Origin of the sequence: Pseudomonas cichorii (assembly GCF_019719005.1) — a bacterium.
GTDB classification, from domain to species: Bacteria; Pseudomonadota; Gammaproteobacteria; order Pseudomonadales; family Pseudomonadaceae; genus Aquipseudomonas; species Aquipseudomonas cichorii_E.
The window spans coordinates 16,750-33,069 of record NZ_JAIGPJ010000005.1 but is presented as its reverse complement, the minus strand read 5'-3'; the positions used below and the strand labels follow the sequence as shown (position 1 = coordinate 33,069).

Here is a 16,320-nt window from a genome sequence, read left to right as displayed (position 1 = left end):
CTGCTCTATTTGACTCGACGCTTTTCCATGGAAGGTCGATAGCCAAAATACGAGCTGTAGCACTTGCTGAAATGGCTGGGAGAAACAAAACCACAAGCCAACAGCACTTCTAGCTGGGACAACTCAGTGTGCTGCAATAATCGCCGCGCCTCGGTGATACGTAGCTCCAGATAATAGCGCTGAGGCGTCGTGCCGAGCTGCTCCTTGAAAAGGCGTTCGAGCTGGCGACGGGAACGCCCTGCGTGCATCGCCAACTCATCCATCTCCAGGGGCTCTTCGAGATTGGCATCCATCAATTTGATGACTTCCCGCAGCGGGGTACTTATCGATAGCCGCGGCGAGGCTTTGATGCGTCGGTACCGTGACTCCTCGAAAGACAGGATGTCCTCGATCCCTTCGACCAGGGCTTTGTCGTGCAGACTCCTGATCCAGTGCAGGGCCATCTGGAACGCACCTGCGGGACTGGAAGCCGTCAGCCGGTCGCGCTCGATAACAAAGGGCTCGCTGGTCACCGACGCCTCGCGCGCAATTTCTGCCAAGGCAGGGCGATGTTCTGGATGGATTGCACAACGGTATCCCTCGAGCAGCCCCGCCGCCCCCAAAAACCAGGCACCATTCCACAATCCCGCCAAGGTAACGCCACGCGCAGCGGCCCCCTGCAGCAACTCGATCAGATCATCGCTGGAGGCCAAAGCTGTGCGATAGCCACCGCAGATAACCAACAAGTCCAAATCGCGGATGCTTTCTTTGCTCAATCGCTGGTCAGGCCGGATAACCAGCCCAAGATCGCTGACGATCTCGCTGTCGCCCAATCCCAACGTGATGGAAGTAAACAGCCCAGGCCGCAGTAGATTCGCCGTAACGATGGTGTCCAGGACTTGAGTGAATGCCGGCAGTGAAAAATGCTCCAGCAGCAGAAACCCGGCGCGGCTCTGTCTTATAGGCTGGGGTTGGGCCGCCTGCAGAAAACGCAGATTCTTGCCCTGCATGTTGTCACTGAACTGACGCCGAGCAATCACGATACTTTCCTTTTCAAGCCGGTTGAAAGCCATGGGCAAGAGGGTTTTCGTCGTGCACGGAAATGATGTTGGTACATCCGACAGAGATATGTCGTTTGAAATGACATCTCGCGAATGAATTCGCTACGCAGTAGTGCCAATCATTCAGTGCCGAAAATGTGTTGTTCTGGCCAAGGCCCCTCCCACATTAGTCGGCACAAGACCTCAATCACCCCGCCACCGGCACCGTAAACCTGAACTCGCTGCCCTGCCCCACCTGACTGTCTGCAGTCAGCACGCCGCCGTGGGCCTTGATGATGCCTTGGGAAATGTAGAGCCCAAGGCCGGTACCGGTCGGGTTACCTTCCTTGATGGTCCAGTAGCGCTCGAAGATGTGTGGCAGTTGTTCCGGCTGGATGCCTTCGCCGGAGTCGCGCACGGTGAAGACGATTTCATTGCCGTTGGGCACTGCGGCCACGTCGATCCGGCCTTGTTTGGGCGTGAACTTGATGGCGTTGCCGATCAGGTTCGACAGTACCTGGAACAGGCGCTCCGGGTCGGCGCTGACTCTCAGGTCCGGCTCGGAATGGAAGAAGAGATCGATGGATTTATCCATGGCCAGCGGTGCCAGCAATGAATAGGCCTCTTCGAATATATGGCCCACTTCCAGCGGCTGAGGGGAAATGATGTAGCGGCCTGCTTCGATTTTCGAGGTGTCGAGCAGGTCTTCCAGCAGGACGTTCATGCGGCTGGCAGCCTGTTGCATGGTGTCGATGGCGGAAGAGATACGGCGCGAGGTGTGCGGGCCATCGGAGCTGAAGGCTTTTTGCATCATGCCGCAGAGCATCGAGATGACGGTCATGGGGTTGCGCAGGTCGTGGGACACAACGGCAACCAGTTCGTCACGGGCGCGTACGGCCTGTTGCTCGCGGCGTACCTGACGGGCCAGGTCATCTTCCAGCGCCGAGCGGCGCAGGTCGTTGGCAGCGAAGATATCGCCGTGGGTCCATTTGTTGGAAATGCCCGCCATCTCGACTTTCCAGATCTCGAACGAGGTGCGCGGCCTCAGGCGCAGGCCCGCGCCGGAGCCTTCCGTGTCCAGTGGCTTGTCCGGGTTGCCGCTCCACTGAATGCTTTCCTTGACCTCGGGACGGAACCACAACACGCCGTTGTCGACCGGTTTTGGCAGGCTCATGGCCAGAACACCGCTGGCGTGCTGTTGATAAGCCTCGGCCGCCGGGTAGACGCTCGACAGATGATGGCTGGAGAAAACCTGCTGCCCTGTTGCCATCAGCCATTTATGCAGAGCCTTGATTTCATCAGGCTCGGGGCACAGACCAAAGGTATGCAGTTGCCTGTCGTCGATGATCGCCACACCCGAGGCGCCCACCAGATCCATAAGGATTTGCGGTTGCTGCTCAAGGCCGTCGAAGACGTTTTCCGACGCCGACACCATGGAGTCATTCAGGCTTTGCAGCATCTGCAGCTTTGCCTCGCGCTGGCGACTGACTTCCAGAGCCTCCATCGCACGGATCTGCAAGGACAAGACCTGACCGATGGCCTGACATGCACCGCGCAGTTCATGGGAAACGTACAGCGGCGTGCGGTGCCCGCAACTGATAAGGCCCCAGAGTTTGTCGTCCTTGAGCAGAGAAACACTCATGGAAGACAACACGCCCATGTTCTTCATGTACTCGCAGTGGATTGGCGAGACGCTGCGCAAGGTCGAAAAACTCAGGTCCAGTGACTGCCTGGTATCAGGGCGCAGCTGTGGAATCAGCGGAACCGGCGTGTAATCGGCATCGGGAATGATGCGCAGCCAGTTGCGACGATAGAGTTCGCGAGCCTGCTCGGGAATGTCCGAAGCAGGAAAGAACAGGCCGCTGAACAGCTCCATGCCAGGCGAAGAAGCCTCGGCAATGACCTGACCATGCCCTTCTTCCTCGAAACGGTAGATCAGCACACGGTCATAGCCGGTCAGCTTCTGGATTTCGCGAACGCTGATCTCATACAGCGCCTGAAGTGTCTTGGCCGCCTGCAACTGACGCAGCATGCGCCCAAGGTTGGCGATTCGCTCACTGTTGGCGACTTGCGCTTCCTTGTCCTGGATTTCGAGTTCCAGCACCAGAACGCCCTGATGCCGATGCAGCAGAGCCTCGAATTCACGGCCATTGACGGTAACGATCAGTTGCGGGATGTCGTTGAACGATTCCTGGGTGCTGGCGCTTTTGAGCACAGTGGCCCAGCCGTCACCCACCGCGAACTCCAGCGGCTGTCCCACCACATGATCGGGGTTCTTGCCGAGCAGTTCCTGCACGTTGGCGCTGACTTGCAGCACCACGAAGTCCGGCTCGGCCAGGGTAAAGAGCACGCCGTGAGGCTGAATGGCGCCCGGATACTGGATCGGCTCGTTGGCACAATTGGCCAAAAGAGCTTCAAAAGCGTCTTTGTCGAGTTGGCTCATAACAGTACCTCTTGACCATCGAGCCAGTGCTCGAAACATGCAAATGTGGATTGGGCCGCCAGCACGGCAGCTTCTGTGGTTGCCGCATCGGCCGGCACGCTGTCCATAAAGGCCAGAAACGCTTTCCAGTGCATGCCGGTGGCGCTGCCGTAGACATTCAGAAACGCTGCGCCAGTGTACTCGTCCAGCCCCAGTCGCTTGTGGATTTCACGGCGCAGGATCTGGCCGCCCAAGGTGGCGCCCTCCAGAACGTACAGCACGCCAAGGCAAGCGCCCGGTGAGTCGATCACCGGCAAGTGCCTGCATTGTGCAAGTGAATCCATCGCTTGATCTGTCATGCCCAGTGCACGCAGATCCTGAAGCAATGCAGGTGTTTTGACCCGCTCGGGCACAGCCAGTTCAGCCGGAACGAGGCCACTGGCCAGCAACGCGGACTCCAGCGGCCTGTAAAAACCGTGGTAGGCCTTGATCAAACGAAGGTAATAAGCGCTGTTCAAGACAGGGGAGAAAAACGGCAGGCGCTTTTCCAGACCGACATGTAACTGATTCGTTTCAGAACGAAGAGCATCAAGCAATCGGGCCGGGGAAGCCTGGTTAAACGGTGCCAACATCCACTAATGCTCTCAAGGGTGGGAACGACAAAAACCGCATCCAGGCGAAATAGGGCCCCAACATACAGACTGCCGACGATATCTGACAGAGCTTTACAAGAATTACCGATGAATAACAGAAGGTTAAGCGTCGGAAAAAGCCTGTTGATGACGTGCGAAATTTTACCTTAGAGACAATTCCCAGCGTAGCAGACTGACAGGAATACTCGATACACACTTCACACTATCCGGTGATCCACCGCCAGACGCGAAAGAGTGTTTACGTCATGCAAGCGTTTCTGGATCACAGCCACAGAAAATTCAGTCCGCACAGACCGCGACGAAGGGATAAATCAGGAGAGCGTTACAGATAAAGGCATGCCCCTTTTGCAAGGGGCATGTGAGTGGCGTGAATCAGCGCACGTTGCGATACAGCATCAAGCGCGAACTCTCGTGTAGCCCGCGAGTGAGGTCGCGTAGCCGCTCGAACTCTTCAGGGTTCTGCTCGGCAACGTTGTCCAGCGGGGTGCGGGACGACAGGTCGTGCAGGGTCGGCGAACTGCCATCGTGTTCCATTTGCAGCAGGTAATGCCGGGTGACAGCGCCGATCAGCGGGAAGGTGCCTTCACGCAATACCAGCGGTACCACGCGCTCGCCTTCCGGTGCCGGTTGCTGAATGTCACGCCCCATCGCGCCGTTGCTGAACTCGACGCCCGCCATGCCCGCGACCGTAGGCAACAGGTCTGCCAGCCCGACCGCTTCTTCAATGACCCGCGAGCCCAGCAGTGCAGGCGCGTGAATCAGCAGCGGAACGTTATTGCTCTCCAGCCCCAGTTGCTCGAAAGCCGGTGCCATGTGAGGGATCTGGCTGATGCGGGTGTTGTGGTCACCAAACATCACGAAGATGGTGTTCTCGTAGTAACCGCCCGCCTTGGCCATTTCCATCAGCCGACCGATGTTGAAGTCCAGCAGACGCACGGCGTTGTACTGCTCGACGCTGCGCGAACCCGCCGCCTGCACCTGCTCCAGCGTCAGGTTGCTGACCTCGAAGCCGTCGTTCTCCTTGGGAATGGTGAAAGGCCGGTGATTGCCCGCAGTCTGCACGTACGCGAAGAACGGCCGGTCCTTGGGCAGCTCGCGCAGGATCTTGTCGCTTTCCTTGAAGAGGTCCAGATCGGAAATGCCCCACACATCCACCTGCGGCGACTTCCAGTCACGCTCGTCATAGAGGCGCACGTCATCGATGCTGCGACGAATCAGGGCATTCATGTTGGCCCAGCCCGAGTTGCCGCCGATCATGTACAGCTTCTGGTAATCCTTGAGGTCATTGATGATCGTGTTCTGGCGGGTCAGCAACGGATGGCGCGTCGCGGTTTCCTGACGGGTGACATCCGGAACCCCGGTGATGCTGGCCCAGACGGTCTTGGCGGTGCCGGTCACCGGTACATAGAAATGCCTGAAGAACCAGCTTTGGGTCGCCAGACGGTCCAGGTTCGGCGTCGGGTTGAGCGGGTTGCCATAAGCCCCCACGGCGCTGGTGCCCAGGGATTCGAGCATCACGAACATCACGTTCGGCGCACGCTCGCCGTCGATCCGGTAAGGCTGCACGGCTTGCTGACGCTTGAAGTTCAGGGTCTGGGCATCGGGCTGCTGGACACTCAGGTATCTGGCGACCACGTCATAGTGCTGACGCACCTGATCTTCGTCGTAGCGGGATTGGGAAACCTTGAGGGTGTCATACAGAAACAGCGCAGGGTTGAGCCCCAGAGCTGCCACCTGGTTATTGCCGGAGAAAAACGCATCGCTCCAGCGCAATGGCACCGGGTTTTCCAGGTTGAGGTTTTCCACACGGCCCAGTAACCCCAGGAAAGTCGCGCAGACAATCACTGCCGCACCCCAGGCCACCGACCAGCGTTTGACCGGGCGCGGCGTGCGATCAAGCGTGATGCGTTCCAGCCAGAGCAGGACGCGGCCCAGCACCAGCAAGGTCAGTAACCAGCCGAGGCTGATCCATACCACCGGATAGGTTTGCCACAGCATGTCCCGGGATATCTGGGCATCGTCCAGATAGCGCAGGACACTGGCGTTGAGCCTTACACCGAGGTAGGCGTAATGGCCGAAGTCGATGACATGAATCACCGTCAGCGCCAGCAATGCCAACATCAGGTATGAGCGGGCGAACCAGCGCAACGCACGGACGCTGACCATGTTCCAGCGCGGCAGCCACAGCAGGAATGCCATCGGCAGCGACACCAGCAGCGCCAGACGCAGGTCGAAGCGAAAACCTATGCTCAGGGTTTGCAGCACGGTCGGGTCGCTGAACAGCTTCTCGTGCTCAACCCCGGAAAAACTCCAGAAGAACACGCCCCTCAACAAGGCTGACAGCAGGAAAAACAGCACGATTGTGCCTGCCCAATACTGCAGGCGCCGTGATTGCAGCCAACTCATTTTTATTCCTCGACTAATGCCCCATTCGCGAATGAATTCGCTCCTACGGGTGATATGCCTGTAGGAGCGGATTCATCCGCGAAGAGCAGGTACATCCGACAGATATGTATCGTTTGAAACACCGTACCTACAGGTTCTGTGAGCGGCTGCAAGACAGGCGTCGTGCAATGAATACCAGCAACGCAATGCAGCCGTACAACGCCAGAAACGGGTCGATCAGGTAATCCCAATAGTTTTCCGAAGGCTTGATGCGGAAGGTGAAGGCCAGTGTGGCCAGCGCCAGCATCAAGGCCCCCAGATGGCTGCGCAGGTACAACAGGCCAAGGGTGATGATTCCGACAACAATAATCATTGGCCGTGGGTTGAAGCCCCAGCGGTAAGGATCGAAATAGGTGATGCCCAGTGTGGCCGGATAGAGCACCACCGCAAGGGCCGCGAGCACCGACAACACCAGAAAACGCTGGCGACTCTCCAGAGGCTGGATGAGCCCCAGGCGCTGGGCGGTCAGCCAGACCAGGCCGACAAGGCTCGGGATCGCCAGGTCATCGCTCAAGCTGCGCACGTAAGACGCCAGAGACAAGCCATCGATGGACACCACACTCGCCAGCGAAGCACCGGCCAGTATCGCCAGACGCCAGCGCTGGGAGGATGTCCAGGAAGACAGGATCAGAAACAGCACCAGCGCAAACGCCAGATGTGTCAGCCATTGCGCGATCATAGCAAGTGCTCCGCCAGCCAGGCTTCGTTGAAGCTGACATGCTTGATGAAGGTGTTATTCCAGGAGTAGACAAGGTGATACATGCCGTCCGGGCTACGAATGAAATACGGGTATTCGTATTCAAAATCGCACCCTTGAGGCGAGCAGACTCGCTGGTCCAGATTGCTCAGGAACTCGGCCTCAAGAGGCTGGCGCCGAGCACCACTGGAGGCCCGGAAACCTTCACCGAGGATTTCCCGATAGGCTTCCAGCGAGAACGGATGACCCAGCGGATCGGGGGATTTATCCAGGTCGATCACCGGACGCCACTGGTTCATCTGCTCATCGGTGCCGTACAGGCTCAGTTTGAAGCGACCGTCACGCAGGTCATTCAAGGCCACCAGCAAACCGCGCCCCGGCACACCGACTGCCGCCAGCGACGAGTTGGGGTTGCTCGGCTCCAGCGGGTGCGGCTCGCTCCAGGTCTGGCCGCCATCTTCGGTGCGGCTGGCCAGTACGCGGTGATAGGTATTTCCCGCATAGCGCAGCAAGGCCACTGCCCGCTGCCCGTCCAGCGGTACGACCGTGGGTTGCAGGGAATTGGTGCCACGGCTGATGCGGAACTTGTCGATCACGTCACCGCTTGGGCTCAGGTAAAGGTACTCGGCAAACTTGCCCAGAAACTCGTGATAGACCGGCAGGCCGATGGAGCCATCAGCATGAAACACCGGCGCCGCACGAACCAGGGTGCTGATGTTCAGGAAAGGCGAAGTGATCAACTGACGAGGCTGCGACCAGGTGGCGCCCATGTCCTGAGACACCATGGCATTCACCGAACTCCCGGCCCAGCCGCCCACCGACACCGACACATAAAACAGCCAGAGGCGTTGGTCGGGAGCCAGTGCGACCACCGGATTACCCAGTTTGCGAATGTATTTGCCTGTGCCGTTCTGGGTGGACTCACGGGTCGCGAGCACCTGCTCATTGCCCCATTCACCGGCGCTGGCATCGAATCTGGAGGCACGAATCTCCACATCCCCAGCACCTTCGCGAGAACCGGCGAACCACACCGACATCAGGTCGCCGCCGGGCAAGGCGGTAACCGCAGACGAATGCACGAAATCGTCGAGGTCGGAGGATGCGAAACGCGAACTATAAGTCGCCGCTGTAGCGACAGCGCCCTCGGCACTGATCGGCGTCTCGCTGACCGCGAAAGGTGAAAGTTTGTGCAGCGGATGGCTGAGCCAGGCGCTGAGAAAAATCAAGACAACAGCAAGGCCTGCGCTCCATGCAGCCAGGTTTCGGGAAATAACGGGCATGAAAATCCAGCACCTTAGCGAAGGGAGTTACGGGTCTGTTCAGTTGTCGGTTTGCTCGGGCAATGAGCGCCGCTTGCCGGTCAGCATCGACAGCGGCAGGTTGTCACGCACCTGAAAGCTCTCGAATATCGCGGCGGCCATGTGCAGCACCACCAGTGCGCAAAGCGCGTCGGCCAGGGTTTCGTGAATCTGCAGCGGCCAGTCGGCGCCCCACAGGGCATCCACTTCTTCCATCATCCAGCCGGTCAGGCCGATGGAGAAAATCAGCACCATCATCAGGACCATGACCAGCGCCCCCAGAGGCGAATGACCGAGCCGGTGAATAGGTCGCCTGTCGATCAGCGACTGCACATGAGCCCGCAAACGGCTCGGGCTCGGCCAGAAGTCACTCCAGCGGGCACTGCGCGGCCCGATGAATCCCCACACCACTCGCACGCACAGCCAGGCAACAGCGTAATAGCCCAGCCAGACATGCCAGTCGCCGCCTGCTTCATTAAAGAAGTAGTTGGCAATGAAGACGCCCGCGACAGAAAGATGAAACAGTCTGACCAACGGGTCCCACAGGCGCAGGGAAACGCGGCTCATCAGCCCTTGATCTCGGTCTTCACGGCCTTGCCGGACACAGGGTCATGGTAGATTTCTACTTTGCGCTTGTCCTTGTCGAAACCGTAGATCTCGTAGCAGTTGCCGTCGGTGACCTTGAACTTGCTGATCTGGTAACCCTGAGCCTTGAGTTGCTCCTGGAACTTGGCCTGGTCCTGCCACTGGGATTTGTCGGCGGTGGTGCATTGCGGACCGGCAAGTGCCAGAGGGCTGGCCATCAGCAAGGAAATCAGCAGGACTTTACGCATGTTGGATACTCGCAGCAGTTAAGGAGTCGCTACTGTGCGAAAGCAATCTTAGGAAAAGCTTAAGGTGTAACAGGTCGTTACATCTTCTCGACATATGGCTCTACGCGAGCCACGGCCATAACGGCATCATGGCGCCCCGTCCTGCCCCCAATCCATTGCCCGGAACCTCTTATGCGTCTGCTTCTGGTGGAAGATGATCGTGCCATCGGCCAAGGCATCAAAGTCGCCTTGAACACCGAGGGCTATACGCTTGACTGGATCGAGGACGGGCTCAGTGCCCTGCATGCCCTGCGCAGCGAACGCTTCGACCTGTTGCTGCTGGACCTCGGTCTGCCGCGTCTGGACGGCTTCGACCTGCTGCGCCAGTTGCGCGCCGAACAGCAATCGCTGCCGGTGCTGATCCTGACGGCCCGTGACGGCACTCAGGACCGTATCGCCGGGCTGGATGCCGGAGCCGACGATTATCTGATCAAGCCTTTCGACGTCAACGAACTGAAAGCCAGGGTGCGCGCCCTGCTGCGCCGCAGTCAGGGTCGGGCGCAACCGCTGCTGGAGCACGCGGGCATCAGCCTGGACCCGGCCTCGCAGCAGGTCAGCTTTCAGGGTAACGAAGTCCCCATGACGCCGATGGAGTATCAATTGCTGCACCAGTTGATGATCCGTCCCGGCAAGGTCGTCACTCGCGAGCGCCTGTCCACCACGCTGTACGGCTGGCAGGAGAAAGTCGAAAGCAACACCCTGGAAGTGCTGATTCACAACCTGCGCAAGAAACTGTCCACCGACCTGATCCGCACCGTTCGCGGCGTCGGTTACCTGCTGGAGCTCAAGGCATGACCTCGGTACGCGCACGAATCCTTGGCCCGGTATTGCTGCTGTTGCTGCTGGGCGATCTGATCATCGGCCTGCTGGTGCTGCGCGACAGTCACCATGAAATCGAAGAAGTCTACGACGCCCAGCTGGCGCAAAGTGCCCGCTTGCTGCAAGGGGTGCTGCGCCAGCGAGCCGAGGGTGAAAAGGACCTGAACAAGCTGTATGAGGCGTTTGATGAAGCCATGAGCCGGGTCGGAACCAGCGGCGTGGCGCATCCTTACGAAACCCGCCTGACTTTTCAGGTCTGGCGTACTTCGGGAGAGTTGCTGGTGCGCTCGGCCGAAGCCCCGGTGCTCACTGAGCCGCCAAGAGAAGAAGGCTCCCACGATCTGGTGGAGAATGGCCGGGAATGGTGTGGCTTCCTGCTGGCCGATCCGCAGCAGGGTTTCATTATCTGGGTCGGCGAGCGCGACGATGTGCGTCAGGGTCTGATCCAGATCATTGTCAGCCATACCGTCTGGCCCACCGTGATTGGTGTTCCGCTGCTGATCCTGTCCATCTGGCTGGTCATCGGCTGGGGCCTGCGCCCGTTGCAATCCATGGCGCAAGTGATCCGCAAGCGTGATGCAGAGAGCCTGGAGCCTCTGGCGCTGTCGCCATTGCCCAAGGAGCTGGAGCCCATGCAGACCGCTCTCAACCGTCTGCTGACCCAGATCGACAATCTGCTGGAACGCGAGCGACGCTTTATTGCAGATGCCGCCCATGAACTGCGCACGCCCTTGACCGTGCTGCGCATTCACGCGCAGAACGCCCGTCAGGCCGAACTCCCCGAACAACGTCTGGAAGCGCTGGATTTTCTGGTCAGCGGCGTCGACCGGGCAGCCCGTCTCGCCAGCCAGTTGTTGACCATGGCAAGGCTTGAACCGCACTTGAGTCCAGAGCAATTGAAGACCTTTGAGCTCAATACGCTGGTCCAGGAAGAAATGGCCGAACTCACGCCGCTGGCGCTGGAGAAACGTGTGGAGCTGGTGCTGGAAGCCGATGAGGTGTGCGTGATCCACAGCGATCCGGGCGCCATCACCATCGCCTTGCAGAACCTGCTGACCAACGCCCTCAACTTCGCCCCTGCCGCCAGCGAAATCCGGGTGGTGTTGCAGCGTCAGGACGATGGCAGCGCCCATTTGTGTGTCGAAGATGCAGGTCCCGGTATCGATGAACACCACAAGGCACGGCTGCTGGAACGCTTCTACAGCCAGGGCAACAGCAATGGCGCGGGATTGGGGCTGGCGATTGTCGACATGATCGTGCGCAAGCTTCAAAGCAGCCTGCATCTGCACAATTCGCCTCAGGGCGGGTTGCGGGCGGAGTTACGGCTTAACAGTGCGCTTGCGCGCCCGTAGGAGCGAATCGGGCGGCGCTCCGCTCATTCGCGAGGGACCGTACATCTGAAGAAAATGTATCGGCCTCACGGACGTCTCGCGGATAAATCCGCTCCTACTCAGACCGTGTGAAAACGCAGCATGATCAAGCGCAGTAGTTTTCACACAGTCTGTACTAGACAGGATCAAACCCCGGCCGCATACGCCCCTGTCACTGTCTTGCGTCGCACCAGGGCAATCAACAGAATCGTCCCGGTAACCGCTGCGGTCATCAGGGTTTCATAGCGGTAGTTGGGGCTGATGAGCATGTAGCCCAGCACCAGAGTGATCAGCCCGATCACCAGCCAGGTCAGCCAGGGGAACAGCCACATTTTGAAGGCTGGCTCCTGCCCTTCCCTCTCCAGCCTTTTGCGCATCCGCAACTGGGAAACGGCAATCACCAGATACACCAGCAGCGCAATGGCGCCCGTGGTGGACAGCAGGAAGCCGAACACCTTGCCCGGAAACGCGTAGTTCACAAAGCAACCGACAAAACCTGCCAGGGTGGAAGCGATCACCGCCACGGTCGGCACACCGCTGCCGGAAACCCGCTTGATCTGTACCGGAGCTTCGCCGCGTGCGCCCAGGGAATACAGCATCCGCGAAGCCGTGTAGAGGCCGGAGTTCATGCAACTGGTGACCGCCACGAACACCACGATATCCACCACCATCTTGGCGCCCGGCACATTGATGATTTCCAGCGCCCGCTGGAATGAACCTACTTGCAGCAGGCGCGGATCGTTCCAGGCCACCAGCGAGACAATGAAGAAGATCGAGAAGATGTAGAAAATCGCGATGCGGTACACCACAAGATTGGTGGCCCTGCGAATCTTCTCTTTGGGGTTGGCCGTTTCGTCGGCGGCGATGGTGACGATTTCTGCGCCGAAAAACGAAAAGATCGTGATCAGTACCCCGCCCAGTACCGCGCCGAATCCGTTGGGCATGAAGCCGCCGTTCTGCCAGATCTGCGAGATGCCGGAGGTTTCGGCCAGTGGCCAGAAGCCCAGTACGGCCAGGGTGCAGACACCGATGAACGCCAGAATCGCAATCACCTTCACCAGCGCGAACCAGTACTCGAACTCACCGAAATTCTTCACGCTCACCAGGTTGGTACACGACAGCGTGATCATGATCAGGAAGGCGAACAGCCAGGACGGCACCGAGGGCATCCAGGCGTGCAGGATGTCGGCACCGGCAATGGCTTCGACCGGAATGATCAGCACCCAGAACCACCAGTAAAGCCAGCCGATGGTGAACCCGGCCCATGGCCCGATGGCTTGTCCGGCATAGGTGGAGAACGAACCGCTATTGGGATTGGCAATCGCCATTTCACCCAGCATGCGCATCACCAGCAACACCAACAGGCCGGCAATACCGTAGGAAATCAGAATCGCTGGCCCAGCCGTGGCGATGGCCTTGGATGAGCCGATGAACAGGCCGGCACCGATGATGCCGGCAATGGAAATCATCGAAACCTGCCGGGATGTCAGCCCGTGTTTCAGGGAACGGTGCTCGTTCTTTTTATGGGAAACCATGTTCTACCCTCAACGTTGAGGTTGCACAGGGCGGCCCACGAAAAGGCAGCCCGACGGCGCAACCTGTTTTTGAATAAGCATTCTTGTTGGCGCAGTGTTGTCACTGCTTTTATGGGCTTACTTTCAAACGGAATTCAGATAGACCGGATGCCGAAAGACCGCCACGGCAAAGCCGGGCGAGGTATGAAACTTGCCATGTGTATTTCCTTGAGTCGATTTCGTACGGCAGCAGAAATTGAACGAGAACTTTTGTTGTATGGCGTTTTATTCGTTGTAGAAAATCAGAGTACGACCCGCAGACACTGCCCGGCGTGATACAGCGTAAAACCGGCATCGTAGGCCAGTGTGCGCAATGAACTGCCCACGACCGCCTTGCTCTTCGAAAAGCTTACTGGCAGAGCCTTGGCATCGTTGGTCAGCAGGTAATCCGCAAAGCATTTGCCCACCAGCGTTCCGGTCGTCACGCCACGGCCATTGAAACCGGTAGCGGCCAACAGACCGGGAGCCGGCTCGAACAGACGCAGCAAGTGGTCTGGCGTAAAGCCGATACGGCCCGTCCAGGTGCCTTCCCACTCGACCTTGCCCAGTTGCGGAAAGTAGTGCTGCTGGATGCGGTCCGCCCACTGGCGGATAAACCACAGCGGATAATTGCCCGCATTGCCCAGACTGCCAAGCACCAGGCGCCCGTGCGCGTCGCGGCGAATACTGCTCAATACCTTGCGGGTGTCCCAGGAGCCCTGCCCGCCGTGAAGAATGCCTTCCTGCTCGGGACCCGTGAGCGGCTGCGAGGCCACCTGATAGTAGTAACCGGCAAAGATATGACTCTTCACATCGGTCCATTCGCCTTCGGTGTAGGCATTGGAAGCGATGATGACCTTTTCGGCCCGCACGCTGCCCTGACCGGTGCTGACCTTCCAGCCATCATCGGTGCGCTGCAGCCCGGTTACCGGGGAGTCACCGAAGATCACCCCGCCCCGCGTAACCACACTGTTCGCCATGCCTGAGACATAAGCCATGGGGTTGACGGTCCCGGCCCGATAATCCAGCAGAGCACCGGATATCCTGGTTGTCCCGCAGGCATCTTCGCAGACCTTGCCGGTCAGCAGTTCGACATTGGCACCACGGCGCTGCCATTGCTCGGCGCGGCTGCGCAGGTCAGCCAGGCCACTGGCGTTATGCGCCATGTGCAGGGTGCCGGTACGGGTGTCCTGACAATCGATCCTGTATTTGTCGATGGTGGAAAACACCAGAGCCGGTGCCGCGCCCAATGCGCCATTGAGGCGATTGGCCTCGGCGCTGCCCAGAACTTTTTCCAGATCGTCCGGCGCCACCCAGGTCCCGGCGTTGACCAGCCCCACGTTGCGACCCGAACCACCGTGGCCCACCTGATGGGCTTCAACGATGCACACCGACTTGCCGCCTTCAATCAACTGAAGAGCGGCGGACAGGCCGGTATAACCACCACCGATCACGCAAACGTCAGCCGTTCGCTCACCGCTCAATGGCAGATGGCTGGGCCTTTGCGGCGTCAGTTGCTCCCACAGGCACTCTTGACGAAATTGCGTCATTGCAACACTCCAGCCCCATGAAGTTTCAGGCTCGCAGTGCGAGCCTGATGCCCTGTCTGTCAGTCGAACACGATGCCCTGAGCGAGCGGCAGTTCGCGGGAATAGTTGACGGTATTGGTCTGACGACGCATGTAGGCCTTCCAGGAATCGGAACCGGACTCACGCCCGCCGCCAGTTTCCTTCTCGCCGCCAAATGCCCCACCGATCTCTGCCCCGCTGGTGCCAATGTTGACGTTGGCAATGCCGCAGTCACTGCCCGCCGCACTCTGGAAAGCCTCGGCTTCACGAAGGTCGGTGGTGAAGATGCAGGACGACAGGCCTTGTGGCACTTCGTTGTTGAGGCGCAGTGCTTCCTCGAATTCGTCGTAGGCCAGCACGTAGAGAATCGGCGCAAAGGTTTCGTGACGCACGACCTCACTCTGGGCCGGCATCTCGGCAATGGCCGGAGTCACGTAGTAGCCATTGGGGTATTTGTCCTGCAACTGGCGCTCGCCGCCGAAGACCTGGCCGCCCTCATCACGGGCCTTGCCCAGCGCATCCTGCATGGCTGCAAAAGCCTGCTTGTCGATCAGCGGGCCAATCAGGTTGCCGGCACGCGGATCGCCGACACGCACCTTGGCGTAGGCCGCTTTCACACGCGCAACCACTTCGTCCTTGATGGAGCGATGGACGATCAGGCGACGCAACGTGGTACAGCGCTGACCGGCAGTACCGACCGCGCTGAAAAGAATGCCGCGCACAGCCAGATCCAGATCGGCACTCGGGGCCAGGATCATGGCGTTGTTGCCGCCCAGTTCCAGAATGCTGCGACCGAAACGAGCCGCGACACGCGGACCCACTTCACGGCCCATGCGGGTGCTGCCAGTGGCGCTCACCAGCGGCACACGCGAGTCATCGACCAGCGCTTCACCGGCTTCACGGTCACCGATGACCAGTTGCGCCAGACCTTCGGGCGCATCGCCGAAGATTTTCAGGGCTTTATCAAACAAGGCCTGGCTGGCCAGAGCGGTCAGCGGGGTTTTCTCGGAAGGTTTCCAGATCACCGGGTTGCCGCACACCAGTGCCAGCGTGGTGTTCCAGGCCCAGACCGCCACCGGGAAGTTGAAGGCGCTGATAACACCCACCACGCCCAGCGGATGCCAGGTTTCACGCATATGGTGACCAGGACGCTCGGAAGCGATGGTCAAGCCGTACAACTGACGGGAAAGGCCGACGGCGAAGTCGCAGATGTCGATCATTTCCTGCACTTCACCCAGACCTTCCTGAGTGATCTTGCCGGCTTCGATGGACACCAGTTCGCCCAGCGCAGCTTTATGTTCGCGCAGCACTTCACCAAAGATGCGCACCAGCTCGCCACGACGTGGCGCCGGAACCGTGCGCCATTTCAGAAACGCGTTGTGGGCGCGGTCGATGCGGGCCACGACCTGCGCCTTGCCTTCCAGGTTGACGGAGGCAATCTGGCTGCCATCGATTGGGGTGTAGACAGGGTAGTTCCCTTCTGTGTAAGCACTTTTCGCTACGCCCAGGCTTTCTAACAAATTGGCAACCACATTGATTCTCCTGTACATGACACTGGTTGAAATCATTGATGTGGATCAGTATTGACCCGCAACAGTCCTTGT

13 protein-coding genes are annotated in these 16,320 nt (G+C 59.2%); 2 read left to right on the top strand and 11 right to left on the bottom strand.

What is annotated here, in order from left to right; translation table 11 throughout:
* Positions 1-5: 5 nt before the first annotated feature.
* The 8 genes from K5D32_RS06360 to K5D32_RS06325 form a co-directional block, all read right to left on the bottom strand.
* Complete coding sequence (locus tag K5D32_RS06360; RefSeq protein ID WP_221599511.1) at positions 6-1,019, bottom strand: GlxA family transcriptional regulator; 1,014 nt, start codon at positions 1,017-1,019, stop codon at positions 6-8.
* A 208-nt stretch (positions 1,020-1,227) separates the two neighbouring features.
* Positions 1,228-3,462, bottom strand: a complete 2,235-nt coding sequence (locus K5D32_RS06355) for an ATP-binding protein (protein WP_221599510.1) — start codon at positions 3,460-3,462, stop codon at positions 1,228-1,230.
* Positions 3,459-4,073, bottom strand: coding sequence for a biliverdin-producing heme oxygenase (locus K5D32_RS06350; protein ID WP_221539670.1), 615 nt, complete (start codon positions 4,071-4,073; stop codon positions 3,459-3,461). Before K5D32_RS06350 ends, K5D32_RS06355 begins: the two co-directional genes overlap by 4 nt.
* Before the next feature lie 393 nt (positions 4,074-4,466).
* A complete protein-coding gene (locus K5D32_RS06345; RefSeq protein WP_221599509.1) occupies positions 4,467-6,500 on the bottom strand; it encodes an LTA synthase family protein in 2,034 nt (677 codons plus the stop codon).
* A 127-nt stretch (positions 6,501-6,627) separates the two neighbouring features.
* Entirely contained in the window at positions 6,628-7,218 is a 591-nt protein-coding gene (locus tag K5D32_RS06340) for a hypothetical protein (protein ID WP_221599508.1), read from the bottom strand.
* On the bottom strand, positions 7,215-8,516 hold the full coding sequence (locus tag K5D32_RS06335) for an exo-alpha-sialidase (RefSeq protein WP_221539677.1): 1,302 nt from the start codon (positions 8,514-8,516) through the stop codon (positions 7,215-7,217). Before K5D32_RS06335 ends, K5D32_RS06340 begins: the two co-directional genes overlap by 4 nt.
* A 39-nt stretch (positions 8,517-8,555) precedes the next feature.
* Positions 8,556-9,101: a cytochrome b/b6 domain-containing protein gene (locus K5D32_RS06330; protein WP_221539678.1), complete on the bottom strand. Its 546-nt coding sequence runs from the start codon at positions 9,099-9,101 to the stop codon at positions 8,556-8,558.
* Entirely contained in the window at positions 9,101-9,367 is a 267-nt protein-coding gene (locus K5D32_RS06325) for a PepSY domain-containing protein (protein ID WP_025259114.1), read from the bottom strand. Before K5D32_RS06325 ends, K5D32_RS06330 begins: the two co-directional genes overlap by 1 nt.
* A gap of 171 nt (positions 9,368-9,538) precedes the next feature.
* Here K5D32_RS06325 and K5D32_RS06320 point away from each other — a divergent pair, with 171 nt between their 5' ends.
* On the top strand, positions 9,539-10,201 hold the full coding sequence (locus tag K5D32_RS06320; RefSeq protein ID WP_117167547.1) for a response regulator: 663 nt from the start codon (positions 9,539-9,541) through the stop codon (positions 10,199-10,201).
* Positions 10,198-11,577, top strand: a complete 1,380-nt coding sequence (locus tag K5D32_RS06315) for an ATP-binding protein (RefSeq protein ID WP_221578503.1) — start codon at positions 10,198-10,200, stop codon at positions 11,575-11,577. Before K5D32_RS06320 ends, K5D32_RS06315 begins: the two co-directional genes overlap by 4 nt.
* 164 nt (positions 11,578-11,741) lie before the next feature.
* On the opposite strand, the gene K5D32_RS06310 is transcribed toward K5D32_RS06315, so the two are convergent.
* The 3 genes from K5D32_RS06310 to K5D32_RS06300 all read right to left on the bottom strand — a co-directional run bounded on the left by K5D32_RS06310 (position 11,742) and on the right by K5D32_RS06300 (position 16,248).
* The gene (locus K5D32_RS06310) at positions 11,742-13,130 is read right to left on the bottom strand and encodes an amino acid permease (RefSeq protein WP_221599507.1); all 1,389 of its coding nucleotides are present in this window, start codon (positions 13,128-13,130) and stop codon (positions 11,742-11,744) included.
* A gap of 281 nt (positions 13,131-13,411) precedes the next feature.
* Positions 13,412-14,698: an FAD-binding oxidoreductase gene (locus tag K5D32_RS06305; protein WP_221578505.1), complete on the bottom strand. Its 1,287-nt coding sequence runs from the start codon at positions 14,696-14,698 to the stop codon at positions 13,412-13,414.
* A gap of 59 nt (positions 14,699-14,757) precedes the next feature.
* Entirely contained in the window at positions 14,758-16,248 is a 1,491-nt protein-coding gene (locus K5D32_RS06300) for an aldehyde dehydrogenase family protein (protein WP_311775769.1), read from the bottom strand.
* Between the last annotated feature and the right edge of the window lie 72 nt (positions 16,249-16,320).